Source organism: Achromobacter sp. SX5 (genome assembly GCF_056711425.1).
Map to the genome: position 1 here is coordinate 2,220,380 of NZ_CM160041.1, position 24,082 is coordinate 2,244,461.

The 24,082-nt window shown below is 67.5% G+C and carries 22 protein-coding genes and 1 tRNA gene; 10 read left to right on the forward strand and 13 right to left on the reverse strand.

All coding sequences use genetic code 11. From position 1 onward, the window contains the following. Position 1: 1 nt before the first annotated feature. The 4 genes from coaBC to AC1M14_RS10550 form a co-directional block, all read right to left on the reverse strand. Entirely contained in the window at positions 2-1,201 is a 1,200-nt protein-coding gene (gene coaBC, locus AC1M14_RS10535) for a bifunctional phosphopantothenoylcysteine decarboxylase/phosphopantothenate--cysteine ligase CoaBC (RefSeq protein ID WP_479731536.1), read from the reverse strand. 116 nt (positions 1,202-1,317) lie between these two features. After that, the gene (gene lspA, locus AC1M14_RS10540; RefSeq protein ID WP_102772129.1) at positions 1,318-1,842 is read right to left on the reverse strand and encodes a signal peptidase II; all 525 of its coding nucleotides are present in this window, start codon (positions 1,840-1,842) and stop codon (positions 1,318-1,320) included. A 2-nt stretch (positions 1,843-1,844) separates the two neighbouring features. Then, complete coding sequence (gene ileS, locus AC1M14_RS10545) at positions 1,845-4,706, reverse strand: isoleucine--tRNA ligase (protein WP_479731537.1); 2,862 nt, start codon at positions 4,704-4,706, stop codon at positions 1,845-1,847. Next, positions 4,696-5,661, reverse strand: coding sequence for a bifunctional riboflavin kinase/FAD synthetase (locus tag AC1M14_RS10550; RefSeq protein ID WP_102772127.1), 966 nt, complete (start codon positions 5,659-5,661; stop codon positions 4,696-4,698). The genes ileS and AC1M14_RS10550 overlap by 11 nt, the downstream gene beginning before the upstream one ends. A 110-nt stretch (positions 5,662-5,771) precedes the next feature. Between AC1M14_RS10550 and purN the strand changes: the two genes are divergently transcribed. Further along, the gene (purN, locus tag AC1M14_RS10555; RefSeq protein WP_479731795.1) at positions 5,772-6,428 is read left to right on the forward strand and encodes a phosphoribosylglycinamide formyltransferase; all 657 of its coding nucleotides are present in this window, start codon (positions 5,772-5,774) and stop codon (positions 6,426-6,428) included. 490 nt (positions 6,429-6,918) lie between these two features. Then, positions 6,919-8,235 carry an RsmB/NOP family class I SAM-dependent RNA methyltransferase gene (locus tag AC1M14_RS10560; RefSeq protein WP_168202144.1) on the forward strand — a complete coding sequence of 439 codons (1,317 nt, stop codon included), beginning with the start codon at positions 6,919-6,921 and terminating at the stop codon, positions 8,233-8,235. On the opposite strand, the gene AC1M14_RS10565 is transcribed toward AC1M14_RS10560, so the two are convergent. Then, entirely contained in the window at positions 8,199-8,606 is a 408-nt protein-coding gene (locus AC1M14_RS10565; RefSeq protein ID WP_479731538.1) for a hypothetical protein, read from the reverse strand. The two genes, AC1M14_RS10560 and AC1M14_RS10565, sit on opposite strands and share 37 nt — an antisense overlap. Before the next feature lie 318 nt (positions 8,607-8,924). Here AC1M14_RS10565 and AC1M14_RS10570 point away from each other — a divergent pair, with 318 nt between their 5' ends. Genes AC1M14_RS10570 through AC1M14_RS10580 form a run of 3 tightly spaced genes read left to right on the forward strand, consistent with a single transcriptional unit; the run spans position 8,925 to position 12,735 of the window. After that, positions 8,925-10,133, forward strand: coding sequence for a DesA family fatty acid desaturase (locus tag AC1M14_RS10570; RefSeq protein WP_111824802.1), 1,209 nt, complete (start codon positions 8,925-8,927; stop codon positions 10,131-10,133). Continuing rightward, the gene (locus AC1M14_RS10575; protein WP_111824803.1) at positions 10,130-12,424 is read left to right on the forward strand and encodes a UvrD-helicase domain-containing protein; all 2,295 of its coding nucleotides are present in this window, start codon (positions 10,130-10,132) and stop codon (positions 12,422-12,424) included. The genes AC1M14_RS10570 and AC1M14_RS10575 overlap by 4 nt, the downstream gene beginning before the upstream one ends. Positions 12,425-12,429: 5 nt before the next feature. Beyond that, complete coding sequence (locus tag AC1M14_RS10580; protein WP_102772123.1) at positions 12,430-12,735, forward strand: chorismate mutase; 306 nt, start codon at positions 12,430-12,432, stop codon at positions 12,733-12,735. 173 nt (positions 12,736-12,908) lie between these two features. Here AC1M14_RS10580 and AC1M14_RS10585 read toward each other — a convergent pair whose 3' ends face one another. The 5 genes from AC1M14_RS10585 to dapC all read right to left on the reverse strand — a co-directional run bounded on the left by AC1M14_RS10585 (position 12,909) and on the right by dapC (position 19,022). Continuing rightward, positions 12,909-14,843, reverse strand: coding sequence for an ABC-F family ATP-binding cassette domain-containing protein (locus AC1M14_RS10585; RefSeq protein ID WP_102772122.1), 1,935 nt, complete (start codon positions 14,841-14,843; stop codon positions 12,909-12,911). Then, complete coding sequence (prmB, locus tag AC1M14_RS10590) at positions 14,840-15,736, reverse strand: 50S ribosomal protein L3 N(5)-glutamine methyltransferase (protein WP_209165335.1); 897 nt, start codon at positions 15,734-15,736, stop codon at positions 14,840-14,842. The genes AC1M14_RS10585 and prmB overlap by 4 nt, the downstream gene beginning before the upstream one ends. An 83-nt stretch (positions 15,737-15,819) precedes the next feature. Beyond that, positions 15,820-16,980 carry a succinyl-diaminopimelate desuccinylase gene (gene dapE / locus AC1M14_RS10595; protein WP_102772120.1) on the reverse strand — a complete coding sequence of 387 codons (1,161 nt, stop codon included), beginning with the start codon at positions 16,978-16,980 and terminating at the stop codon, positions 15,820-15,822. After that, positions 16,980-17,801, reverse strand: coding sequence for a 2,3,4,5-tetrahydropyridine-2,6-dicarboxylate N-succinyltransferase (gene dapD / locus AC1M14_RS10600; RefSeq protein ID WP_102772119.1), 822 nt, complete (start codon positions 17,799-17,801; stop codon positions 16,980-16,982). Before dapD ends, dapE begins: the two co-directional genes overlap by 1 nt. A gap of 24 nt (positions 17,802-17,825) precedes the next feature. Continuing rightward, positions 17,826-19,022 (reverse strand): succinyldiaminopimelate transaminase, encoded by a 1,197-nt coding sequence (gene dapC, locus AC1M14_RS10605; RefSeq protein ID WP_168202103.1) that lies wholly within the window; start codon positions 19,020-19,022, stop codon positions 17,826-17,828. A 45-nt stretch (positions 19,023-19,067) separates the two neighbouring features. Between dapC and AC1M14_RS10610 the strand changes: the two genes are divergently transcribed. Next, a tRNA-Leu gene (locus tag AC1M14_RS10610) sits at positions 19,068-19,154 on the forward strand. Positions 19,155-19,311: 157 nt separating this feature from the next. On the opposite strand, the gene AC1M14_RS10615 is transcribed toward AC1M14_RS10610, so the two are convergent. Further along, positions 19,312-19,887, reverse strand: coding sequence for a BrnA antitoxin family protein (locus tag AC1M14_RS10615; protein ID WP_111824807.1), 576 nt, complete (start codon positions 19,885-19,887; stop codon positions 19,312-19,314). Continuing rightward, positions 19,874-20,140 (reverse strand): BrnT family toxin, encoded by a 267-nt coding sequence (locus AC1M14_RS10620; protein ID WP_479731541.1) that lies wholly within the window; start codon positions 20,138-20,140, stop codon positions 19,874-19,876. The genes AC1M14_RS10615 and AC1M14_RS10620 overlap by 14 nt, the downstream gene beginning before the upstream one ends. Before the next feature lie 302 nt (positions 20,141-20,442). Between AC1M14_RS10620 and AC1M14_RS10625 the strand changes: the two genes are divergently transcribed. Continuing rightward, positions 20,443-20,811 (forward strand): hypothetical protein, encoded by a 369-nt coding sequence (locus tag AC1M14_RS10625; RefSeq protein ID WP_146196878.1) that lies wholly within the window; start codon positions 20,443-20,445, stop codon positions 20,809-20,811. Here AC1M14_RS10625 and AC1M14_RS10630 read toward each other — a convergent pair. Further along, complete coding sequence (locus AC1M14_RS10630; protein WP_102772114.1) at positions 20,808-21,044, reverse strand: toluene tolerance protein; 237 nt, start codon at positions 21,042-21,044, stop codon at positions 20,808-20,810. The two genes, AC1M14_RS10625 and AC1M14_RS10630, sit on opposite strands and share 4 nt — an antisense overlap. Positions 21,045-21,644: 600 nt before the next feature. Between AC1M14_RS10630 and aqpZ the strand changes: the two genes are divergently transcribed. From aqpZ to kdsA, 3 genes are all read left to right on the forward strand, one after another. Then, positions 21,645-22,352 (forward strand): aquaporin Z, encoded by a 708-nt coding sequence (gene aqpZ, locus AC1M14_RS10635; RefSeq protein WP_102772113.1) that lies wholly within the window; start codon positions 21,645-21,647, stop codon positions 22,350-22,352. 67 nt (positions 22,353-22,419) lie between these two features. Further along, positions 22,420-23,109, forward strand: coding sequence for an MgtC/SapB family protein (locus tag AC1M14_RS10640; RefSeq protein ID WP_102772112.1), 690 nt, complete (start codon positions 22,420-22,422; stop codon positions 23,107-23,109). Positions 23,110-23,175: 66 nt separating this feature from the next. Beyond that, a complete protein-coding gene (kdsA, locus tag AC1M14_RS10645; RefSeq protein WP_102772111.1) occupies positions 23,176-24,033 on the forward strand; it encodes a 3-deoxy-8-phosphooctulonate synthase in 858 nt (285 codons plus the stop codon). The last annotated feature ends 49 nt before the right edge of the window (positions 24,034-24,082 follow it).

Sequence of the window (24,082 nt, forward strand, 5' to 3'; positions counted from 1 at the left end):
ACTACTTCGGCGGCACCCGCGCCGCGATCTCGGCGATCAGGCGGCGCGCCGCGTCCAGCTTGCCGGCGGCGGGCAGGGGATGCACGCCCTGTTCGTCGAACAGCACCAGTTCGGTGGTGTCGGCGTCCATGACCTTGTGCGCGAGGTTGCCCACCAGCAGGGGGATGCCCTTGCGCGCGCGCTTGGCTTCGGCGTGCTCGGCCAGCTTCTCGGTTTCGGCCGCGAAGCCCACGCACCAGGGACCGTCGGCCAGCTTGGCGACTTCGGCCAGGATGTCGGGATTGGGTTCGAACTCCATGACGGGGGCGCCGCCGCCCTCGCTGGTCTTTTTCAGTTTCTGGGTGCTGACGTTCTTCACGCGCCAGTCAGCCACGGCGGCCACGGCGATGAAGATGTCGGCGTCGGCCGCGCTGGCCATCACCGCATCGTGCATCTGGCGCGCGGTGGTGACCGACAGCGCGGTGACGCCGCGCGGCACCGGCAGGAAGGTGGCGCCGGTGATCAGCGTGACGCGGGCGCCGGCCTCGCGCGCGGCGCGCGCCAGCGCGTAGCCGGTCTTGCCCGAGGAGCGGTTGCTCAGCACGCGCACCGGGTCCACCGGCTCGGACGTGGGGCCGGCGGTCAGCAGCACGTGGCGGCCGGCCAGCAGCTTGGGCTGGAAGAAGGCGATCAGGTCCGTCAGCAGTTCGTGCGCTTCCAGCATGCGGCCGTCGCCGGTCTCGCCGCAAGCCTGTTCGCCGGCGGCGGGTCCCAGCACGCTGACGCCGTCGGCGCGCAGCTGCGCGACATTGCGCTGCGTGGCCGGGTTGGCCCACATTTCGCGGTTCATGGCGGGCGCGACCAGCAGCGGACAAGCGCGCGCCAGGCACAGCGTGGACAGCAGGTCGTCGGCCATGCCGTGGGCCAGCTTGGCCATGAAATCGGCGCTGGCGGGCGCGATCAGCACGGCGTCGGCGCCGCGTGTCAGGTCGATGTGCGCCATGTTGTTGGGCACGCGCGCGTCCCAGGCGTCCACGAACACCGGGCGGCCCGACAGGGCCTGCATGGTGATGGGCGTGATGAAGTGCGTGGCCGCCTCGGTCATCACCACGTCGACCGTGGCGCCCTGTTCGGTCATGCGCCGCACCAGCTCGGCGATTTTGTAGCAGGCGATGCCCCCGGTCAGGCCGAGGACGATGCGTTTGCGGGCGAGGTCGAGCATGGGGGCGGGGCGGCGGGTTCAGCGCCGCGTAAACGAGGAACGGACAGTGATTTTATTCTGCATTGCGGCATCGCGCCGTTCGCCATCCGTTCAGGGGGGATCAAACGCGGCGAAACTCAGGCTTGCGGCTTGCGTGAGCGCAGCAGTTCGTCCAGCACCAGCAGCACGGCGCCGCAGGTGATGCCGACGTCGGCCAGGTTGAAGGCGGGGAATTGCCAGTTGTTCCAGTAGAACAGCAGGAAGTCCACCACGTGGCCATGCACCACCCGGTCGATGACGTTGCCGATGGCGCCGCCCAGAATCAGCGTGAGCGCCAGGCAGAAGCGCGGCTGGCCGTGGGTGCGGCGCAGGATGATGGTGATGACCACGGCCGCCACGCAGCCCAGCCCGGTGAACAGCCAGCGCTGCCAGCCTTCCTCGGACGCCAGGAAACTGAACGCGGCGCCGCGGTTGTACACCAGGGTGAAGTCGAAGAACGGCAGCAGGTTGACGCGCTGGCCGTACTGGTACGCGGTGTTGAAGTAGATCTTGGTCAGCTGGTCCAGCACGATGATGGCCAGCGCGATGGCCAGCCAGCGCCCCACGCGCGCGGGCGCGGGGCGGGTGCCGGACTGGACGCCGGTGGGGGCGGGCCCGGCCATGTTCAGGCCTTGTCGCGGGCTTCGCCCGAGCCGAACAGGTTGGACACGCAGCGGCCGCAGATCTCGGGATGATCCGCGTCCTGGCCCACGTCCAGGCGCCAGTGCCAGCAGCGCTCGCACTTCTTGTGCGCCGAGGGCGTGACTTCGATGCGGGTCTCGCCTTCGCCGGCGTGCACGGTGGCCCGCGAGACGATCAGCACGAAGCGCAGGTCGTCGCCCAGGCTGGCCAGCAGTTCGCGGTCCGCGCCGCTGGCGTAGAGGTCGACCTCGGCCTGCAGCGACGAACCGATGTCGCCGGCCGTGCGCACTTCTTCGAGCTTGCGCTGGACTTCGGCGCGGATGGCGCGCAGGCGCGTCCACTTGGCCGTCAGCGCTTCGGCGTCGGCGTACGGCGGCAGCGCGTGGTAGACCTCGGTGAAGATCGTGGTGCGGGCGGCGTCGGCCTGGTTCTTCAGGGCGGAGTCGACCAGTTCCTTCCAGGCTTCTTCGGCCGTGAACGACAGGATCGGCGCCATCAGCTTGAGCAGCGTCTGGGTGATGTCGAGCAGCGCGGTCTGGGCCGAGCGGCGGGCGCGGCTGTCTTCGGCCGAGGTGTACAGGCGGTCCTTCAGGATGTCCAGGTAGAACGCGCCCAGGTCTTCCGAGCAGAAGGTCTGCAGGCGGGCGACGGCCGGGTGGAAGTCATAGCGTTCGTAGTTGGCCTGGACCTCGGCCTGCATCTGCGCCGTCATGGCCAGCGCGTAGCGGTCGATCTCGAACAGTTCGCCGTAGGGCACGGCCTGCGACACCGCGTCGAAGTCGGCCAGGTTGGCCAGCAGGAAGCGCAGCGTATTGCGGATGCGGCGGTAGCCTTCGACCACGCGCTTGAGGATCTCGTCGGAGATGGACAGTTCGCCCGAGTAGTCGGTGGAGGCCACCCACAGGCGCAGGATTTCGGCGCCCAGCGAGTCGGACACCTTCTGCGGGGCGATCACGTTGCCCACCGACTTGCTCATCTTGCGGCCCTGGCCGTCGACCACGAAGCCGTGCGTCAGCAGCGCCTTGTAGGGCGGCTGGCCGTAAAGCATGCAGCCGGTCAGCAGCGAGGAATGGAACCAGCCGCGGTGCTGGTCCGAGCCTTCCAGGTAGAGGTCGGCGGGCCAGCCCAGTTCGGCGCCGTGCGAGCCGGCGAAAGCGCCGTCCTTGCCGCCCAGCACCGTGGCGTGCGTGCTGCCGGAGTCGAACCACACGTCCAGCGTGTCGCGGTTCTTCTCGTACTGGTCGGCCTCGTCGCCCAGCAGTTCGCGCGGGTCCAGCGCCTGCCAGGCCTCGATGCCGCCTTTTTCGACGCGCTGCGCCACCTGTTCGAGCAATTCGATGGTGCGCGGATGCAGCTCGCCGGTCTCCTTGTGCACGAAGAAGGCCATCGGCACGCCCCACTGGCGCTGGCGCGACAGGGTCCAGTCCGGACGGTTGGCGATCATGGCGTGCAGGCGGGCGCGGCCCCAGGCCGGATAGAAGGCCGTGGCGTCGATGCCGGCCAGCGCCGATTCGCGCAGGGTCGGGCCGCCGTCCTTGGGGGCCACGTCCATGCCGGCGAACCACTGGCTGGTGGCGCGGTAGATGATGGGCGTCTTGTGGCGCCAGCAGTGCATGTAGCTGTGCTTATGCTTTTCCACGTGCATCAGCGCGCCGGCTTCCTTCAGCGCCTCGACGATCTTGGGGTTGGCGTCCCAGATCGACAGGCCGCCGAACAGCGCCAGGCTGTCGGCATACTTGCCGTCGCCCATCACCGGGCTGATGAAGTCGGTGTCTTTCATGCCGTGCGCCTTGCACGAGATGAAGTCCTCGATGCCGTAGGCCGGGGCCGAGTGCACCACGCCCGTGCCGGAGTCGGCGGTCACGTAGTCGCCCAGGTAGACGGGCGCCTTGCGGTCGTAGGCGGCCTCGAACTGCGCCAGCGGATGGCGGAACTGGATCTCGGACAGCGCCGCGCCCGGGGCGGTGGCGATGATTTCGCCTTCCAGCTCCCAGCTCTTCAGGCAATCCTCGACGCGTTCCTTGGCGATCAGCAGCAGGGGGCCGAACTTGGGCGCCGGCGACACGCGCACCAGGGCGTATTCGATTTCGGGATGCACGTTCAGCGCCTGGTTGGACGGGATGGTCCAGGGCGTGGTGGTCCAGATGACGATGGCGCCGTCGTCCACCGAATCCAGGCCGAAGGCCGCGGCCAGCCTGGCGTGTTCGGCGAACGGGAAGGCCACGTCCACCGCCGGGTCGACGCGGTCGGCGTATTCGACCTCGGCCTCGGCCAGGGCCGAGCCGCAGTCGAAGCACCAGTTCACGGGCTTCAGGCCGCGGAAGACGTAGCCCTTGTCCAGGATGCGGCCCAGCGCGCGGATCTCGTCGGCTTCATTGCTGAAGTTCATCGTCATGTAGGGACGATCCCACTCGCCCAGCACGCCCAGGCGCTTGAAGTCCTTGCGCTGGCGGTCGATCTGTTCGAGCGCGTAGGCGCGGGCCTTGGACTGGACTTCGGCCACCGGCAGGTGCTTGCCGTACTTTTTCTCGATCTGGATTTCGATCGGCATGCCGTGGCAGTCCCAGCCCGGCACGTAGTGCGCGTCATAGCCGGCCATGTTGCGGCTCTTGACGATGATGTCCTTCAGGATCTTGTTGACCGCGTGGCCGATATGGATGTCGCCGTTGGCGTAGGGCGGGCCGTCGTGCAGCACGAAGCGCGGGCGGCCGCGACTGGCGGCGCGGATCGCCTGGTAGACGTGGTTTTCCTCCCACTGCGAAATCCAGGCGGGCTCGCGTCGGGCGAGGTCGCCCCGCATGGGGAAAGGGGTATCGGGCAGGTTGAGGGTCTTTTTATAGTCCATGGACGGCAAAATAGGCGCGCGCGTTTCGCGCGTCTTCGGCGATGGCGGCAGTCAGGGAAGGGAGGTCAGGGAATTTTTCTTCGTCCCGCAACTTTTGCAGGAATTCGACGCGTACGAGTTTACCGTAAGCGTTGATGGTCTCGTCGAGCAGGTGCGCCTCGAGCAGCACGCGGCCGCGGTCTTCGACCGTGGGGCGCACGCCCAGGCTGGCCACCGCGGGCAGGGCGCGCTCGCCCAGGCCGTGGACCTGCACCACATAAATGCCCGAGCGCGCGGCGCAGCGTTCGGCCACGCGCAGGTTCATGGTGGGAAAGCCCAGCGTGCGGCCCAGCTTCTGGCCGTGTATGACGTGGCCGCTGATGTGATACGGATGGCCCAGCAGGTGGCGGGCGCGCTCCAGGTCGCCCACCGCCAGCGCGGTGCGCACTTCCGAGCTGGAGATGCGGTGCCCGTGCTGGTCGGTTACGTCGGCCAGCGTCTGCACCTCGAAGCCGTGGCGCAGCCCGGCTTCGCGCAGCAGGTCGATGTCGCCGCTGCGCTTGTGGCCGAAGCGGAAATCCTCGCCCACCAGCAGCCATCTGGTGTGCAGGCCCTGCACCAGCAGCTGTTCGATGAAGGCGTTGGCCGACATCTCGGCCAGGCGGGCATTGAAACGCTCGACCACGACCTGGGAGATGCCGTAGCGCGCCAGCGCCGCCAGTTTGTCGCGCAGCCCGGAGATCCGGGTGGGCGCCAGTTCCGGGCGCTGGTGCAGCGTGGCGAAATATTCCCGCGGATGCGGCTCGAAGGTCATGACGGCGGGCGCCAGCGCGCGTTCGCTCGCGACCTGGCAGACGCGCGCCAGCATGGCCTGGTGTCCGCGATGGACGCCGTCGAAATTGCCGATCGTCAGCGCGCACGGGGCGCGCCGCTCGGGCGGGGGCAGGGATCGGTAGATATGCAGCGATGGTTTCACGAGCGAGAGTTTACAATTTTGGATTCCGGGTTTGTTCCCATCCCGCCCAAATCGCGCGGGACTCGCGCGCACAAACCCGATTTCCCTTGGAATTCCTTATCTTGCCGGAAATATCTACCACCAAGCGCCGCCTGGTCATCCTGATCTCGGGGCGGGGCAGCAACATGCGGGCGCTGGCCGAAGCGTGCCGCGACCAGGGCTGGCCGGCCGAAGTGGCCGCCGTGATCGCCAGCCGGCCGGACGCCGCCGGCCTGGAATGGGCCGCCCACCAGGGCATTCCCACCGCGGCCCTGTTCCACAAGGACTACGCCAGCCGCGAGGCCTTCGACGCCGCGCTGGCCGCCGAGATCGACCGCTACGAGCCCGATTACGTCATCCTGGCCGGCTTCATGCGCGTGCTGACGCCGGGCTTCGTCAACCATTATGCGGGCCGGCTGGTCAACATCCATCCTTCGCTGCTGCCGGCCTTCCCGGGCCTGCACACCCACGCCCAGGCGCTGGCCACCGGCGTGCGGGTGCACGGCTGCACGGTGCATTTCGTGACCCCGGTGCTGGACCACGGCCCCATCATCGCCCAGGGCTGCGTTCCGGTGCTGGCCGGCGATACGCCGCAAGCGCTGGCCGAGCGCGTGCTGACGGTCGAGCACCAGGCTTTCCCGGCGGCGGTGCGCTGGCTGGCCGAAGGCCGGGTTACCCTGACGAGCGACCACCGCGTGAACGTGGCGGGCGATCCCGAGCGCCTGTTCACCTGGTCGCCGGCCGCCTGACCGTCCGCGCAACGCGCGCTGCAACGCATTTACCGGGCGGCAAACCTCCGCCCCACTGGAATACGCCATGACTAAATCCCAACCCCCGCGTTCCCGTCCGGCCGGCGCCCCGCGCGCCGCCGAAGGCCGCGACGGCCGGAGCTTCTTTTCGCGCCCCAAGGGCGAGGCCCGGCAGGCGCTGGAGCGCGGCCGCGACGGTCGCCGCGACGAGCGGCGCGAAGGCCGTCCCGACGGCAGGCGCGAAGAACGCCGCGACGAGCGGCAGGGCGAGCGCGCCTCCTACGGCGCCGAGCGCCGCGAAGGCCGCCCCGGCCAGCGTCCGTCCTACGACGCGCCGCGCGGCGGCGAGCGCGCCTCCTACAGCGCCGAGCGCCGCGAAGGCCGTCCCGGCCAGCGTCCCCACGACGCCCCGCGCGGCGAGGCCCGCGCGCCGCAGAAGCCCCAGTACAACCGTCCGCGCCAGCCGTACGCCGCCATCCGGATCGAGCAGGTGCAGCGCGCCCTGGGCGAAATCCTGCAATGGACCCACCCGGCCGACGCGGCGCTGTCGCACTGGCTGCGCAGCCATCCCAACCTGGGCGCGCGCGACCGCTCCGAGGTCGCCGAGGCCGTCTACGACGTACTGCGCCATCTGCGCCGCTACCGCCAGTTCGGCGAAAGCGGCGTGGGCCCGGCCTCGCGCCGCCTGGCCATCCTGGGCCTGGCGGCCACGCTGGGCGCCGGCGAGCTGGCCGAAGGCCTGGACGCCGCCGAGGCCGAGTGGCTGCGGCGCGTGTCGCAGATCGACCTGGCGACGCTGCCGCGCGCGGTGCGCGGCAGCATCCCGGACTGGCTCGACGAGCGCCTGGGCGCGATGGACAGTCCCGAAACGCTGATCGAGGCGCTCAACCGCCAGGCCAGCCTGGACCTGCGCGTCAATCCGCTGAAGGCCGAACGCGACGCCATGCTGGCCGAGCTGCAGCAGGGCGCCGGCCGCTACCAGCCCGTCGCCATGCCGTATTCGCCCTGGGGCATCCGCATGGAAGGCCGGCCGGCCATCAACCGCTGGCCGCAATTCGAAAACGGCAGTATCGAGGTGCAGGACGAGGGCAGCCAGCTGCTGGCGCTGCTGGTCGGGCCGCGCCGCGGCGAGATGATCATCGATTTCTGCGCCGGCGCGGGCGGCAAGACGCTGCTGCTGGGCGCGCTGATGCGCTCCACCGGCCGCCTGTACGCTTTCGACGTGTCGGCGGCGCGCCTGGCGCGCGCCAAGCCGCGCTTCGCGCGCAGCGGCCTGTCCAACGTGGTGCCGGTCGTCATCGATAACGAGAACGACGCCCGCGTCAAGCGCCTGGCCGGTAAGGCCCAGCGCGTGCTGGTCGACGCCCCGTGCAGCGGCATCGGCACGCTGCGCCGCAATCCCGACCTGAAATGGCGCCAGCACCCCGAGGCGCTGGCCGAGCTGGGCCAGTTGCAGGAGCGCATCCTCAAGAGCGCCGCGCGCTGCGTGGCGCCCGGCGGCCGCCTGGTCTACGCCACCTGCAGCCTGCTGGCCGAGGAAAACGAGGTGCAGGCCGAGCGTTTCCTGGCCAGCCACCCCGATTTCGAACGCCTGGACGCCGCCGCCATCCTGGCGGCCCGCTGCGAGAACCTTCAGCTCGACGGTCCTTATGTCCAGCTGCGCCCCGACGTGCACGGCACCGACGGCTTCTTCGCCGCGGTGTTCGAGCGCAAGAAAAAGGGGGCCGTAGCCGAATCCGAGGAATCGGCCGAGGCGGCGCAGGCGTCGGATCAGGAACCCGGCGTGACGCCCACCGTGGCGCTGTAGCGGCGGGTGCCGAGCGTCTTGTCCTGGTACTTCACCTCCCAGGCCAGGGAATCCTGGCCCGGCCGGTCGGCCTGGTACACGAGTTGCGAGACGGGCACCGTCTTGTAGGCGCAGCGCCCGGAGGCGCCCGACTGGCCGCGCGTCTGCATGACGCTGGCCTTGCCCAGGCGGGGCGCCAGGGTGATGGACAGCCGCGGCGCGCGCAGGGCCAGGCAGTCCGAGCCGCGGATCTCGTAATAAGAGGCCAGCACCACCACGTCGCCCGGCTTCAGCGTCTGCGACGCGGCGGGCGCGGACAGGCCGGCGCCCACCAGGGCCAGGGCGCAAATAAAAGGGGGGCGTATTATGAAGCGGGGTTTGTTCGGCAACATCAGTGGGGCAAAAGAGACAGTCGGGGCGTGGCGGACGGCAGGGCGCGCGGCCGCGCGGCTGACAGGAACTTTAATGCCAAAATCTGGCCCAAACCACTTGTCCCGGCGATTGCGCTACCCTTGTTACAGGGTAGATGCAGGGTCGCAGGGCCTGGCCTCGCGCTTGTCTTTTATGGTCGCGAGTAGGGATGTTTACGTGTCAAAACCCTGGCTTAGTCCTTGATTTCTCTCAAAAACTATTTTGAAACTCCCTTGTCATAAGACGGCAAAGGTAAGCTAAACTTCACGCACTTCTCAAGCGAGGCTCATAACAGCTTTATGGATTACATCCTCTCCTTCATTGCCGGCGGTCTGACGCAAGCCACCTGGTGGCAGATCGTCGTGTTCACCCTGGTGATGACGCACATCACGATCGTTTCGGTCACGGTATTCCTCCATCGCAGCCAAGCGCACCGCGGCCTGGACCTCCATCCAGCCGTCATGCACTTCTTCCGTTTCTGGCTCTGGATGACGACCGGCATGGTCACCAAGGAATGGGTTGCCATTCACCGCAAGCACCACGCCAAGTGCGAAAAGGAAGGCGATCCCCATTCGCCCATCCTGTTCGGCATCTGGAAAGTGCTGTTCCGCGGCGCCGAGCTGTACCGCGAGGAATCGTCCAACAAGGAAACCATGGCCAAGTTCGGCCACGGCACGCCCGACGACTGGCTCGAGCGCAACATCTACAGCAAGCACAGCCTGTGGGGCGTGCTGACCATGCTCGCCATCGATATCGCCCTGTTCGGCGCCATCGGCGTGACGGTGTGGGCCGTGCAGATGGCCTGGATTCCGTTCTGGGCCGCCGGCGTGGTCAACGGCATCGGCCACTACTGGGGCTACCGCAACTACAACAGCCCGGACACCAGCACCAACGTGTTCCCGTGGGGCATCGTGATCGGCGGCGAAGAGCTGCACAACAACCACCACGCCCATGGCACGTCGGCCAAGTTCTCGGCCAAGTGGTACGAGTTCGACATCGGCTGGTGCTACATCAACATCCTGAAGTTCTTCGGCCTGGCCAAGATCAAGAAGGTCGCGCCCAAGCTCAAGCTGGACGACAGCCGCACCGGCATCGACCTGCGCACCCTGCAGGGCGTGATCACGCACCGCTACGAAGTCATGGCCCGCTACGCGGACGTGATCAAGAGCGCCGCCCGCGAAGAACTCGCCAAGCTGAAGGATTCGCGCAAGAAGGGCAGCGCCGAATGCGACTGGACCCAGTTGCACCGCGTGCGCCGCGCCATCCACCGCAACGAGGACATCCTCCAGCCCGAACAGGTTGCCGCCGTGGACCAGGCCATCGCCCGCAACAAGTCGCTGGCCACGCTGGTGCAGATGCGCCGCGAACTCGGCCGCATCTGGGAAAGCTCCAGCGCCAGCAGCGAACAGCTCCTCAATGATCTGCAGGCCTGGTGCCAGCGCGCCCAGCAAAGCGGCATCGCCGGGCTCGAGCAATTCGCTCAACGTCTGCGCCGCTACGCGGCATGATGCTAGAGAAGCTCAATCCTGAACAACGCGCCGCAGTAACGTTAGAACCGCAGCACGCCCTGGTCCTGGCCGGGGCGGGCAGCGGCAAGACCCGGGTGCTCACCACCCGCATGGCCTGGCTGATTCAAACCGGCCAGGCCTCGCCTTTTGGGCTGCTGGCGGTCACGTTCACCAACAAGGCCGCCCGCGAGATGCTGGCGCGCATGTCGGCCATCCTGCCCATCGATATGCGCGGCCTGTGGATAGGCACCTTCCACGGCCTGTGCAACCGCATGCTGCGCGCCCATCACCGCGATGCCGGCCTGCCGCAGAGCTTCCAGATCCTGGACGTCACCGATCAGCTCGCGGCGATCAAGCGCCTCATGAAGGCCAACGGCGTCGACGATGAAAAGTATCCGCCGCGCGACGTGCAGCGCTTCATCAACGGCGCCAAGGAAGAGGGCCTGCGTCCGGCCGACGTCGAAGCCTACGACGCCCACCGCCGCCGCCTGATCGAGATCTACCAGCTCTACGAGGCCCAGTGCCAGCGCGAGGGCGTGGTCGACTTCGCCGAACTGCTGCTGCGCGCCTACGAACTGCTGTCGCGCAACGCGCCCGTGCGCGAGCACTACCAGCGCCGTTTCCGCCACATCCTGGTCGACGAGTTCCAGGACACCAACACGCTGCAGTACAAGTGGCTGCGCCTGCTGGCCGGCGGCGGCGCCGCCATTTTCGCGGTGGGCGACGACGACCAGTCCATCTACGCATTCCGCGGCGCCAACGTCGGCAACATGGCCGACTTCGAGCGCGACTACGCGCGCGGCACCGTGATCCGCCTGGAGCAGAACTACCGCTCCTACGGCCACATCCTGGATTCGGCCAACGCGCTGATCGGCCACAACACCGGCCGGCTGGGCAAGAATCTCTGGACCGAGCAGGGCGAGGGCGAGCCGGTGCGCGTCATCGAGCAGCCGTCCGACGGCATGGAGGCGCAATGGATCGTCGACGAGATCCGCGCGCTGATCCGCGACGGCAGCCTGCGCCGCGAGATCGCCGTGCTCTACCGCAGCAACGCGCAGTCGCGGGTGCTGGAACACGCCATCTTCTCGGCCGGCATTCCCTACAAGGTGTACGGCGGCCTGCGCTTTTTCGAGCGCCAGGAAATCAAGCACGCGCTGGCCTACCTGCGCCTGATGGCCAACCCGCACGACGACACCTCGTGGATGCGGGTGGTGAACTTCCCGACCCGCGGCATCGGCGCGCGCACGCTGGAGCAGCTGGCCGACGCCGCGCGCGCCCATGACACCAGCCTGTATTCGGCGGTGGCCCTGGTGGGCGGCAAGGGTGGCTCCAACCTGGCGCAGTTCGCCCAGCTGATCCACCGTCTGATCGAGGAAACGCGCGACCTGCCGCTGCCGGAGATGGTCGAGCACATGCTCGAGGCCAGCGGGCTGAACGCCCATTACAAGGCCGAGCGCGAAGGCGCCGAGCGTCTGGAAAACCTGAACGAACTGATCACGGCGGCCGCCGTGTTCGCGTCCGAGGAAAACTACGACGGCCTGCCGGCCGGCGTCGTGCCCGAGCAGGACGCTTCCTCGACGCTCATGCCGGGCGTGGTGGACGCGCCGGCCATCGGCGGCGACGGCCTGACGCCGCTGGCGGCGTTCCTGTCGCACGCGGCGCTGGAGGCCGGCGACAACCAGGCCCAGCAGGGCCAGGACGCGGTGCAGCTCATGACCGTGCACGCGGCCAAGGGCCTGGAGTTCGACGCGGTCTTCATCACCGGCCTGGAAGAGGGCCTGTTCCCGCACGAGAACAGCATCCTCGAGCCGTCCGGGCTGGAAGAAGAGCGCCGCCTCATGTACGTGGCCATCACGCGCGCGCGCCAGCGCCTGTACATCAGCCTGGCGCAAAGCCGCATGCTGCACGGCCAGACGCGCTACGCGATGCGCTCGCGCTTCCTGGACGAAATTCCGGAGCAGCACCTGAAATGGCTGACCCCCAAGGCCGGCCTGGCGCAGGTCGGCGCCACCAGCGCGAGCTGGGGCGGCGGCAACCGCGGCGACGCGTTCGGACGCAAGCCCACCAACACCATTGCGCCGCGTCAACCGCGCAGCGTGGCCAGCGGCGTCACCGTGGGCGACAAGCAGTATCGTGTAGGTCAGGGCGTGCGCCACGCGCGGTTCGGCGAGGGCACGATCATCGGCCTGAGCGGCGCAGGACAGGACGCCCAGGCCCAAATCCAGTTCCGCGACGTGGGCGCCAAGACCCTGGCGCTGGGCATCGCGAAACTCGATATCGTTCAGGGTTGAAAAACATGGCCGAGCACGAATCCCCCGAAGACGAGCTGGCGTCGCTGCGCGCCGAGATCGACGAGATCGACCAGCAGATCATCCTGCTGCTGGGCGTGCGCTTTCGCTGCACGGACATGATCGGCGAACTGAAGCAGGCCCACGGCATGGATCTGCTCGACACCCGGCGCGAGTCCCAGCAGGTCGCGCGCATCCGGCGCCTGGCCGAGGAAGCGGGCGTGCCGCCCGAACTGGCCGAAAACATACTGCACGAAGTGATCGATACGGTGGTCGCGCACCATACCCGGCTGCGCGAACGCCCTTATTCGTGAGGGGGGGCGATGGGTTCCGCGCGCTTGATACCTGAGTTCTTGCCCTAGGATTCTCGCGCTGCACCCATCCTACGATGACGCGACCGTAGGATGGGTGCAGCGCGAGCGTCCTTAAGCAAGAACCCAATCATCGAACGCGCGGAACCCATCGGACACCCCCAGCCGCCATCCCTTCAAGGCTCCGACTGCTCGATCTCCTCGAGCGAGCCCTGGATCTCCAGCCACTGCTCTTCCAGCTCGTCCATGCGCTTGCCGTGCTCGCCATGCTCGGCCATGACCTTCTGGCGTTCCGCGCGGCGTGCGTCCGAATACAGGTCCGGGTCGGCGATGACGGCGTCCAGCGCCTGCAGCTTGGCGCGCAGTTTTTCCATCTCGGCATCCACCTTGGCGAGTTTCGCTTCCAGCGGCTTGCGCAGCGCCGACAGGCGCTGGCGCTGTTCGGCCTCGGCGCGGCGCTGCGCCTTGCGGTCGATGACGGGCTCGCCGTTGGCCGCGTTCTCGCGCGCCGCTTCGGCGCGTTCGCCGGCGTTGCGCGCGGCCAGCCAGTCGCGGTAGTCCTCCAGGTCGCCGTCGAATTCGCGCACCGCGCCGTCGGCCACGATCCAGAAGCTGTCCACCGTGGTGCGCAGCAGGTGCCGGTCGTGAGACACCAGCAGCATGCTGCCGCCGAAGTCCGCCAGCGCGGTGGCCAGGGCCTCGCGGGTTTCCACGTCCAGGTGGTTGCTGGGCTCGTCCAGCAGCAGCAGGTTGGGCTTCTGCCAGACGATCAGGGACAGCGCCAGGCGCGCCTTTTCTCCGCCGGACATGGGGCCGACCTTGCTGGTCACCGTGTCGCCTGAAAAGCCGAAGCCGCCCAGGTAGTTGCGCAGCTCCTGCTCGCGCGCCTCGGGCGCCAGGCGCGCCAGGTGGGCGATGGGTGTGCTGTCCACGTCCAGCATGTCGAGCTGGTGCTGGTGGAAATAGCCGATGGCCAGCCCGCGCGAGGCGCGGCGCTCGCCGGCCTGCACCGGCAGTTCCTCGGCCAGCGTCTTGATCAGCGTGCTCTTGCCGGCGCCGTTGGCGCCCAGCACGCCCACCCGGCTGCCGGCGCGCACCATCAGCGTCACGTCGCGCAGGATGGGCACGGCATTGCCGGCCGCGTCGGTATAGCCGGCCGACAGGTGCTCCAGCGTCAGCAGCGGGTCGGGCACCTGCTCGGGCGACGGGATGCGGATGTCGATGCCGGCCTCGGCCTGCAGGGGCGCCAGCACCTGCATGCGGGCCAGCGCCTTGACCCGGCTTTGCGCCTGCTTGGCCTTGGAGGCCTTGGCCTTGAAGCGGTCGATGAAGCCTTGCAGCCGCGCGGCTTCGCGCGTCTGGCGTTCGTAGGCGATGTTGCTCTGGCGCAGGCGCTCGGCGCGCTGCGTCAGGAAGTCGCCGTAGCCGCCGCGGTAGCGCACCAGCTTGGCGTGGTCGAAATGCAGGATGGACTTGGCCACCGCGTCCAGGAACTCGGTGTCGTGCGAGATCAGCATCACGGTGCCGGGGTAGGCGCCCAGCCACTTCTCCAGCCACAGCATGGCGTCGAGGTCCAAGTGGTTGGTGGGCTCGTCCAGCAGCAGCAGTTCGGACGGCGCCATCAGCGCGCGCGCCAGCGCCAGGCGCATGCGCCAGCCGCCCGAGAAGCTCGCCACCGGCTGCATCCATTCGGCGGGCTTGAAGCCCAGGCCGGCCAGCAGCTGCTCGGCGCGCGAGGCCGCGCTCCAGGCGCCGGCTTCCACCAGCGCCGCCTCGACCTCGGCGATCTGCGTGCCTTGCTCGTCCGTCAGCGCCGCGCGGCGCGCCTGCAGCTCGCGCAGATGCACGTCGCCGTCGATGACGAACTCGCGCGCCGGGCGCTCGTCGGCCTCGATTTCCTGCTTGACGCTGGCGATGCGCCAGCCGGCCGGCATGGCCAGCGTGCCGGCGTCCACGTCCAGCGCGCCGGTCAGCAGCGCGAAGAGGGACGACTTGCCGGCGCCGTTCTTGCCGACGATGCCGACGCGCTCGCCCGGGTGCACGACGAATTCGGCGCCGTCAAGCAGCACTTTCGTGCCCCGGCGCAGGGTCAATCCAGTAGCGCGTATCACGTTGTCAATTGCTCACGGGTAAACAGCAGGATCTGGTCGGACGCCTGCTCGGTATCCAGCCACATGGGCGACAGTTCGGGGAAGGCCGCTTCGAAGAAAGGCCGCTCGTGGCCGATCTCCAGCACCAGCACGCCGTTCTCGCTCAGGTAGCGCGGGGCGGCCTCGAGGATGCGGCGCACCAGGTCCATGCCATCGGCGCCGCCGGCCAGCGCCAGCTGCGGCTCGTGGCGGTATTCCTCGGGCAGCACGTCCATCGAGCCGCTGTTGACGTACGGCGGATTGCAGATGATGACGTCGTAGCGCTGCGCGGGCAGGCTTTCGAACAGATTGCTCTGGTGCAGCGCCAGCCGGTCCTCCAGCCCGTAGTCCTCGACGTTGCGCCGCGCCACCTCCAGCGCATCGGAGGACACGTCCACCGCGTCCACCTGCGCATGGGGAAACGCCAGCGCGCCCAGGATGGCCAGGCAACCCGAGCCGGTGCACATGTCCAGCACGCGCCCGACCTCGGCCGGGTCCGCGACCCAGGGCGCCAGGCCCTGGTCCAGCAGTTCGGCTATCGGCGAGCGCGGCACGATGACGCGCTGATCCACGTAAAAGCGATGGCCGCGCAGCCAGGCCTCGTTGGTCAGGTAGGCGGCGGGGAGCCGCTCGGTCACGCGGCGGTCTATCAGGTCCAGGACGCGGGCGCGCTCTTTGTCGAGCACGCGGGCGTCGAGGAAGGGTTCCAGCGTGTCCAGCGGCAGGTGCAGGGCGTGCAGGACGAGGTATACCGCCTCGTCCCAGGCGTTGTCGCTGCCGTGGCCCAGCGCCACCCCGGCGGCGTTCAGCCGGGAGACGCCGTAACGGATCAGGTCGCGCAGGGTCAGCAGTTCTAGGCGGGCGGATGGTTGCATGGCTGGCATTCTTGATGAATTCGCCCCTCGGGAAACGGCGTCTCCCGAGGGGCGCAGGGCCCGCGCGATCGGCGCGGGACGGATTACGCCTTGGCGGGCAGGAGGTTTTCCAGCGTGCGCCGGTAAATATTTTTCAGCGGCGCGAGCGAGGCGATCTCGACGCGTTCGTTGACCTTGTGGATGGTGGCGTTGCACGGGCCGAACTCGATCACCTGCGGGCAGATCTTGGCGATGAAGCGGCCGTCGGACGTGCCGCCGGTGGTCGACAGCTCGGTCGTCACGCCGGTCTCGTCCTTGATGGCCGAGGACAGCGCCTCGCTGAGCGTGCCGCGCGGGGTCAGGAAAGGCTCGCCGCCCAGCTCCCAGTCCAGCGCGTATTCCAGGCCGTGGCGGTCCAGCACCTCATGCACGCGCGCCTTCAGGCCGTCCGGCGTGCTGGCGGTGGAGAAGCGGAAGTTGAACAGCGCCACCGCCTCGCCCGGCACCACGTTGGTGGCGCCGGTGCCCGAGTTCAGGTTGGACACCTGGAATGTGGTGGGCGGGAAGTACTCGTTGCCCTGGTCCCATTCGATCGCGACGATCTCGGCCAGCGCCGGCGCCAGCTGGTGCACCGGGTTGCGCGCCAGGTGAGGGTAGGCCACGTGGCCCTGGATGCCCTTGACCGTGAGCTTGCCCGACAGCGAGCCGCGGCGGCCGTTCTTGCAGATGTCGCCGAGCGCCTCGCCCGAGGTCGGCTCGCCCACGATGCAGTAGTCCAGCTGCTCGCCGCGCGCCTTGAGCGCGTCGCAGACGATGGCGGTGCCGTCGATCGACGGGCCTTCCTCGTCGGACGTGATCAAAAGCGCGATGGAGCCGCCATGCTGCGGATTGGCCGCCACGAATTCCTCGGCCGCCACCACGAAGGCGGCGATCGAGCTCTTCATGTCGGCCGCGCCGCGGCCGTACAGGTAGCCGTCGCGTTCGGTGGGCACGAACGGATCGCTCTCCCACTTCTCGCGCGGCCCCGGGGGCACCACGTCCGTGTGGCCGGCGAACACCGCCAGCGGCGCGGCGCTGCCGCGCCGGGCCCACAGATTGGTCACGCCGCCCTGGGCGATGGTTTCGCACTTGAAGCCGATGCGCTCCAGGCGCGCGGCAAGCGTGGCCTGGCAGTCTTCATCGGCGGGCGTCACCGACGGGCGGGCGATCAGGTCCTTGACCAGATCCAGTACGGCGCAGGCCGACGCGGACGCGGGTGTGCTCATCAGGCCCTCAGCAGATCGTTGATGCTGGTCTTGGCGCGGGTCTGCGCGTCGACACGCTTGACGATGACGGCGCAGGCCAGGCTGTGCGTGCCGTCGGCCGACGGCAGCGAGCCGGGCACCACCACCGAGCCCGAAGGCACGCGGCCGTAGGTGATCTTGCCGGTGGCGCGGTCATAGATCTTGGTGCTTTGCGACAGGAACACGCCCATGGCCAGCACCGAGTTCTCTTCCACCACCACGCCTTCCACGACTTCCGAGCGCGCGCCGATGAAGCAGTTGTCCTCGATGATGGTGGGGTTGGCCTGCAGCGGCTCCAGCACGCCGCCGATGCCCACACCGCCCGACAGGTGCACGTTCTTGCCGATCTGGGCGCACGAACCGACCGTGGCCCAGGTGTCGACCATCGTGCCTTCGTCGACGTAGGCGCCGATGTTCACGTAGGAGGGCATCAGCACCACGTTGCGGGCGATGTAGGCGCCGCGGCGCGCCACCGCCGGCGGCACCACGCGGTAGCCGCCCTGCTTGAAGGCGTTGTCGCCGTATTCCGAGAACTTGAGCGGCACCTTGTCGTAGAACTGCAGCGGCGCCTGGCCCATGATGGCGTTGTCGCTCAGGCGGAACGACAGCAGCACGGCCTTCTTGATCCACTGATGCACGACCCAGTCGTCGCCGATCTTCTCGGCCACGCGCAGGCGGCCCAGATCCAGGCCGTCGATGGTGTGCTCGACCGCTTCGCGCACTTCGGCGCTGGCGTCGGTGGGCGACAGGTTGGCCCGGTTTTCCCAGGCTTGTTCGATGGTGGTCTGCAGGTCGAGAGTCATAGCGGCTCAGCTTTTAAGGGTTGATCAAACAGAAGTATGCACAAAATGGGCAATGCGTTCGGCCGCCTGCACGCAGTCGGCCAAGGGCGCCACCAGGGCGATGCGGATGCGGCCCTGGCCGGGATTCGTCCCGTGCGCCTCGCGCGCCAGGAAGCTGCCCGGCAGCACGGTAACACCGGTACGGCCGTAAAGGTCGCGCGCGAACGCCGTATCCGAACCGGGCGTGGCCGCCCACAGGTAGAAAGAGGCCTGCGGACGGGTCACGTCCAGCACGTTTTGCAGGATCGGCACCACGGCGTCGAACTTTTCGCGGTACATGCGGCGGTTGTCCTTGACGTGGGCCTCGTCGGTCCAGGCGGCGATGCTGGCCGCCGACACCAGCGGGCTCATCGCGCTGCCATGATACGTCCGGTACAGCAGGAAACGGCCGATCAGGGCGGCGTCGCCCGCCACGAAGCCCGAGCGCAGGCCCGGCACGTTGGAACGCTTGGACAGGCTCGAGAACGCCACCAGGTTGCGGTAGTCGTCACGGCCCAGGCGGCGCGCCGCCTGCAGGCCGCCCAGGGGCGGATTGGCTTCGTCCAGGTAGATCTCGGAATAACACTCGTCCGAGACGATCACGAAATCATGGCGGTCGGACAGCTCGAACAGCGTCTTCCAGTCGTCCAGCGACATGACGTTGCCGGCCGGGTTGCCCGGCGTACAGACGAAAACCATGCGCGTCCGCTTCCAGACCTCGGCCGGAACCCGGTTCCAGTCGCTGCCGAAATCGCGCACCGGGTCGGCGTTCACGAAGTAGGGCGTGGCCCCGGCCAGCAGCGCGGCGCCTTCGTAAATCTGATAAAAAGGATTGGGGCAGATCACCACCGAGCCGGCCGACGGGTCGATGACGGTCTGCGTGAACGCAAACAGCGCCTCGCGCGAGCCCAGCGCCGGCAGCACCTGGGTTTCCGGGTCCGGCGCCGGAATGCTGTAGCGGCTGGCCAGCCACTGCGAAATCGCCTGGCGCAGCGCCGGGTCGCCCTTGGTGGACGGATAGACCGACAGGCCCGCGAGGCTGTCGCGGATCGCCTGTCCGATGCGCTCCGGCGCGGCGTGCTTGGGCTCGCCGATCGATAGATTGATGGGCGTCAGGCCGTCCGGCTGCTGGGCGGCCGAAGCCAGCAAAGCCCGCAGTTTTTCGAACGGATAGGGGTGTAGGGCATCGAGGCGCGGATTCATGACGCAAGATTTTAACAAGCAAGCTACAATAGCGGGCTTGGCTTTGCGAAGGTGGCGAAATTGGTAGACGCACCAGGTTTAGGTCCTGACGCCGTAACAGGTGTAGGGGTTCGAGTCCCCTCCTTCGCACCACTTATTGCCTGACGCTGTCTGGCGGTGCGCACAGCGGTGCGCCAACAGTGTCTACAGCCCCCCGAGAACCCCCGAGGCGTCGAATGCCTCGGGGGTTTTCTTTTTCGACAGCTGGCGGATTCCTTGCTGCCCGTATTTCGTAGCGTCCCGGGGAGCATCAGGGGAGGCCATGAACGATGGCCACTCCGTCCTGCTCCTCCACCTGCACTTCGTCGTCATGCCAAAGCAGGGGGCGCTTTTCGGCGAGTTTCTTCGCCTCACTGTCTGTCATCCCCTTGAGCACGAAGAAATCGCGCTGCTCGGTGTGGTCGCCAATCTTGCGGCTGATCGTCCTGCGCACGTACTGCTCCAGTCGCAACGGGTCGGCCGGAAAATCGTCGGCGCCCTTATATTGGACCATTGCAGTCTTCGGATGTCCCGCCACGTACAGTTGGATACCGTCCATCGAACCGCCGATGTACGCGATCTTGGGGCTGTAGGCTGCACGTAGCTTTTGGTCTATCCGGGTTTGCCAGCCGCTTCCTTTGCCTTTGGCCAACGCCAGCACGTCGGGTGACAGCCGGATCGAGATCCGCTCTTTCGTGATCTCTGCCTTGGGACGTCCGACTCGTGTCATTTTTTTCAGGTCGGCTGCTCCGAGTTCGTAGGTATCCGGATCGGCGGCGATGCCACGGTTAATGACCTCGTCCTCTTCGCGGTTGGGAACGATCGTCCCCGGCTTAAGTTTCGGCATACAGGTTCACCTCTCTCGAGTTTGCCTTGCGAAGGCTGATGATGCGCCGTTCGTCGTTGCGGTCCACGTACACCATGCAATACAGGCGCACATCGATATAGCCCAAGGCGATCATGCGGCGCTCGCCGTACTTTCGGCGCATGTCCTCGCGCACCAGGGCTTCATCCCATTCGAACCATTCAGCGGCCGCCAGCGAAACGCCGTGCTTGCGCTGATTGCTCAGATCTTTGGCGGTGTCGAAGGTGATGATCATTTATTTATTGTATGTACAGAAAATAAAGGGTGCAACGATTTTTTGTGCATACATTTAATGTGCCCTCGCGCTATCGAAGGTGGGGTGCCGGGCAAGGCAAGTCGGGACGCCCCCTTACGGGTATACGCCAGTGCGAATATCCCGATTTTTGCTATATCGTCGCGCTCTTCAGTGGATGCTTGCCCATAAACAGCACGATAAGGAGAGCCTTCCGTGGCACTCAAGTACGCTGCATTTCTGGATGTCATCGATCTGCGCGCCCCGAATCCGAGCGTCCGTACGCGTTCCCCGCGAGGTGTGCCGTGCACGAGTTGCTGGCGGACTGGTGCGAAATACTGAACCTGCTGCTGCGGGTCGCGGCCGATACGCAGGCCACGGCGCAGGCGCGTGATGACGCGCTGCGCGATGCTCACCGGCATTCCTGCCAGGCGCCGATCTGTTTCCGGATGTCTGGCGCAACCGTCGGCCTCCTGGCGGAAACGCTGAACTGCGCCGTGCGCGCCTCCTGCGTCAGGCATGACGACAGCGCCTGGATGCGGGCGTTGGACCGGGCCTACGCGCAATTCCTGCAATACCTGATCCGCGACGTGCAGCGCTGGACCAGCGGCGGCCCGCAGGAGAATGCGGCCCGTTGCCAGTCGCCGCATCCCCTGCCTGGCCGCCCGGGCTAGCTGGCCGCGCGGGCGCGCACGCGCCGCTTGTCGACCTTGGCCTCGGTGTCGCGGCCCAGTTCGATGTCGCGCTGAATGGCGGCATGGACCTTGGCGCGGCTGGCCTCGATCCGTTGCACGCAGGACCAGCCGCGCTGGCTGGCGACGACGAGCTTGCGATCCAGCTCCTGGTGCCGGCGGCGCTTGCTCTCGGTGGACATGGTGTTGAGTTCCTGGTCGGTGATTAACCGCATGTGACGCTCCTTGAGTCGGTCTATGGGTGTGTCGGCCTCTTGACGGGTCTGCACGAAGAAAGTCCTCACGGCGCATGCGGCCGCGAAAGACGGGAAACGGAATCAGAAGGGGGAGGGAAGCCGGACGGCCGGTTCCGCGAGGAACGGCCGCGGCCGATCGCTACCGCATGGCGGCAGACGCGATTGCGCGGGGAAGGTGGCGCGGGGAGGGCATCGGCAAGGCGGCAGCGGGCCGTGACGGCACCCGCCTGTTTTGATGAAGAGGATTCATGTCCCGGACATCAGACACCGCGCACTCCTACCGCAGACTCGGCCGCAAGGGGTTTGCAGCCGGCCGGATGAGGCCTTGCGTGGCAAGGCCATACTTTCGAATGGCCGTAGTGTGCCTGTTTAAATATTTATTGCAAGCCGCAGGACCGATGGGGCCGCCATGGGTTCGCCCATCCGGCCGATCCCCGAAGCCTTTTCGCGCCGTTACCCTGTGTGGGGCGGAGCTGCCGGCGCTCGGGCCGCGAACAAGAACTGTCAAGATTTGCATTGCTTTAACGTTGCAATTCCCGCCGCGCGATACCGTTGGGTTTTCGTTTTTGGGGAGTGGAAATGTATTCGCTATCGAAGCGTTGCGGCGCGGAATTCTTCGGCACGTTCTGGCTGGTGCTGGGCGGCTGCGGGGCGGCGGTGCTGGCCGCCGGTTTTCCCGAACTGGGCATAGGCTTCGCCGGCGTGGCGCTGGCTTTCGGCCTGACGGTGCTGACCATGGCGTTCGCCGTCGGCCATATTTCGGGCGGCCATTTCAATCCGGCGGTCACCGTCGGCCTGGTGGCGGGCGGCCGTTTTCCGGCCAGGGAAATCCTGCCTTATGTCATCGCGCAGGTGCTCGGCGCCATCGCGGCGGCCGCGGTGCTGGCCTGCATCGCCAGCGGCAAGCTGGGTTTCGACCTGAAGGGCAGCCATTTCGCGGCCAACGGCTATGACGCGTATTCGCCGGGCAAGTATTCGATGGCGTCGGCCCTGATTACCGAAATCGTCATGACCGCGGGCTTTCTGTTCGTGATCCTGGGCGCCACCAGCAAGCGGGCGCCGGCCGGCTTCGCCGCCATTCCCATCGGCCTGGCGCTGACGCTGATCCACCTGATCAGCATTCCGGTGACCAACACGTCGGTCAATCCCGCCCGTTCCACCGGACCGGCGCTGTTCGTCGGCGGCTGGGCGCTGGAGCAGTTGTGGCTGTTCTGGGTGGCGCCCATCGTCGGCGCCATCATCGGCGCCATCGCCTACCGGCTGGTGAGCGATCCGGGCCAGGAGTAAGCGGCCGGCGTCCGGAGCGCCCGGACGCGGGCGATAATGGCAGGCTTGCCGTCACCTCAAGCCTGCCATGACCGGACTTTCCATCGCCACCCATCTCACGCTGGCCATGCTGCTGGGCGCCGCCGTCGGCCTGGAGCGCCAGTGGCGCCAGAACTACGCCGGCGTCGTCACGCACGCGCTGGTCGCGCTGGGCGCGGCCGCCTACACCGCGCTGCCGGCGCTGCTGGACGCAGGCAGCGACATGCGCCTGGGCAGCCAGGTGGTGACCGGCATCGGTTTCCTGGGCGCGGGCCTCATCATGCGCGACGGGCTCACCATCCGCGGCCTGAGCGCCGCGGCCACCATCTGGGCCACCGGCGCCGTCGGCGTGCTGGCGGGCTACGGCTTTCTGGCCGAGTCCGGCGCGGTGGCGGCGCTGATCCTGGTGACCAACGTCGTGCTGCGCGGCGGCGCCAGGCTGGTCGACCGCTACGTGCCCGAGGCGGAAACCGAGGAACGCTACTACAACATCGCGCTGACCTGCGCGTCGGCCGACGAAGCCCTGGTGCGCGCCGAACTGCTCAACGCGCTGGGCAAGCACAGCCTGCGCCTGCGCGGCGTGGAAAGCCAGCAGCGCGACGCCGGCCGCTCCGAGGTGACGGCCGTGGTCTATTCCATGCGCCAGGAAGACGAGCGCGTGGAAAAGCTGGTGGGCAGCCTGAGCCTGCTGCCGCAGACCTACTCGGCCAGCTGGACTTCCGACACCGGCAACGCCTGAGCCGCGCCGGCCAAGGTTGTACATTACGCACTATCACCCGCTACATCTCTACAGGATTCACCCGCCATGACCGCGCCGCAAGTCGTCATTTCCCCTTCCATCAACTGCGCCAACGATCTGCCCTTCGTGCTGTTCGGCGGCATCAATGTGCTGGAATCCCGGGAGCTGGCGCTGCGCGCCTGCGAGGAATACCAGCGCGTGACGCGCAAGCTGGGCATCCCCTACGTATTCAAGGCATCCTTCGACAAGGCCAACCGTTCTTCGATCCATTCCTACCGCGGTCCGGGGCTGGAAGAGGGCATGCGCATTTTCGAAGAGGTCAAGCAGACCTTCGGCGTGCCGGTCATCACCGACGTGCACGAGCCCTGGCAGGCCGCGCCGGTGGCCGAGGTCGCCGACATCCTGCAGCTGCCGGCCTTCCTGGCCCGGCAGACCGACCTGGTGGTGGCGCTGGCCAAGACGCAGCGCGTGGTCAACATCAAGAAGCCGCAGTTCCTCAGCCCGACCCAGATGCTGAACATCGTGGAAAAATTTACCGAGGCCGGCAACGACAAGCTGATCCTGTGCGACCGCGGCACCTGCTTCGGCTACGACAACCTGGTGGTGGACATGCTGGGCTTCGGCGTCATGAAAAAGGTGACCGGCAACCGCCCGCTGATTTTCGACGTGACCCACGCGCTGCAGCAGCGTTCGGCGCTGGATGCGGCCTCGGGCGGACGCCGCGAGCAGGTCGCCGAACTGGCGCGCGCCGGCATGGCGGTCGGGCTGGCGGGTCTGTTCCTGGAGGCGCATCCCGATCCCAGGAACGCGAAATGCGACGGCCCCAGCGCATTGCCCCTGGACAAGCTGGAGCCCTTCCTCACCCAGCTGAAGATGCTGGACGACCTGGTGAAATCCTTTGCCCCGATCGACATCGAACCCTGAGCCCGGCGGCCGTCATGGCCGCGCCAAGTTGTTATACGATCCTGGCCAC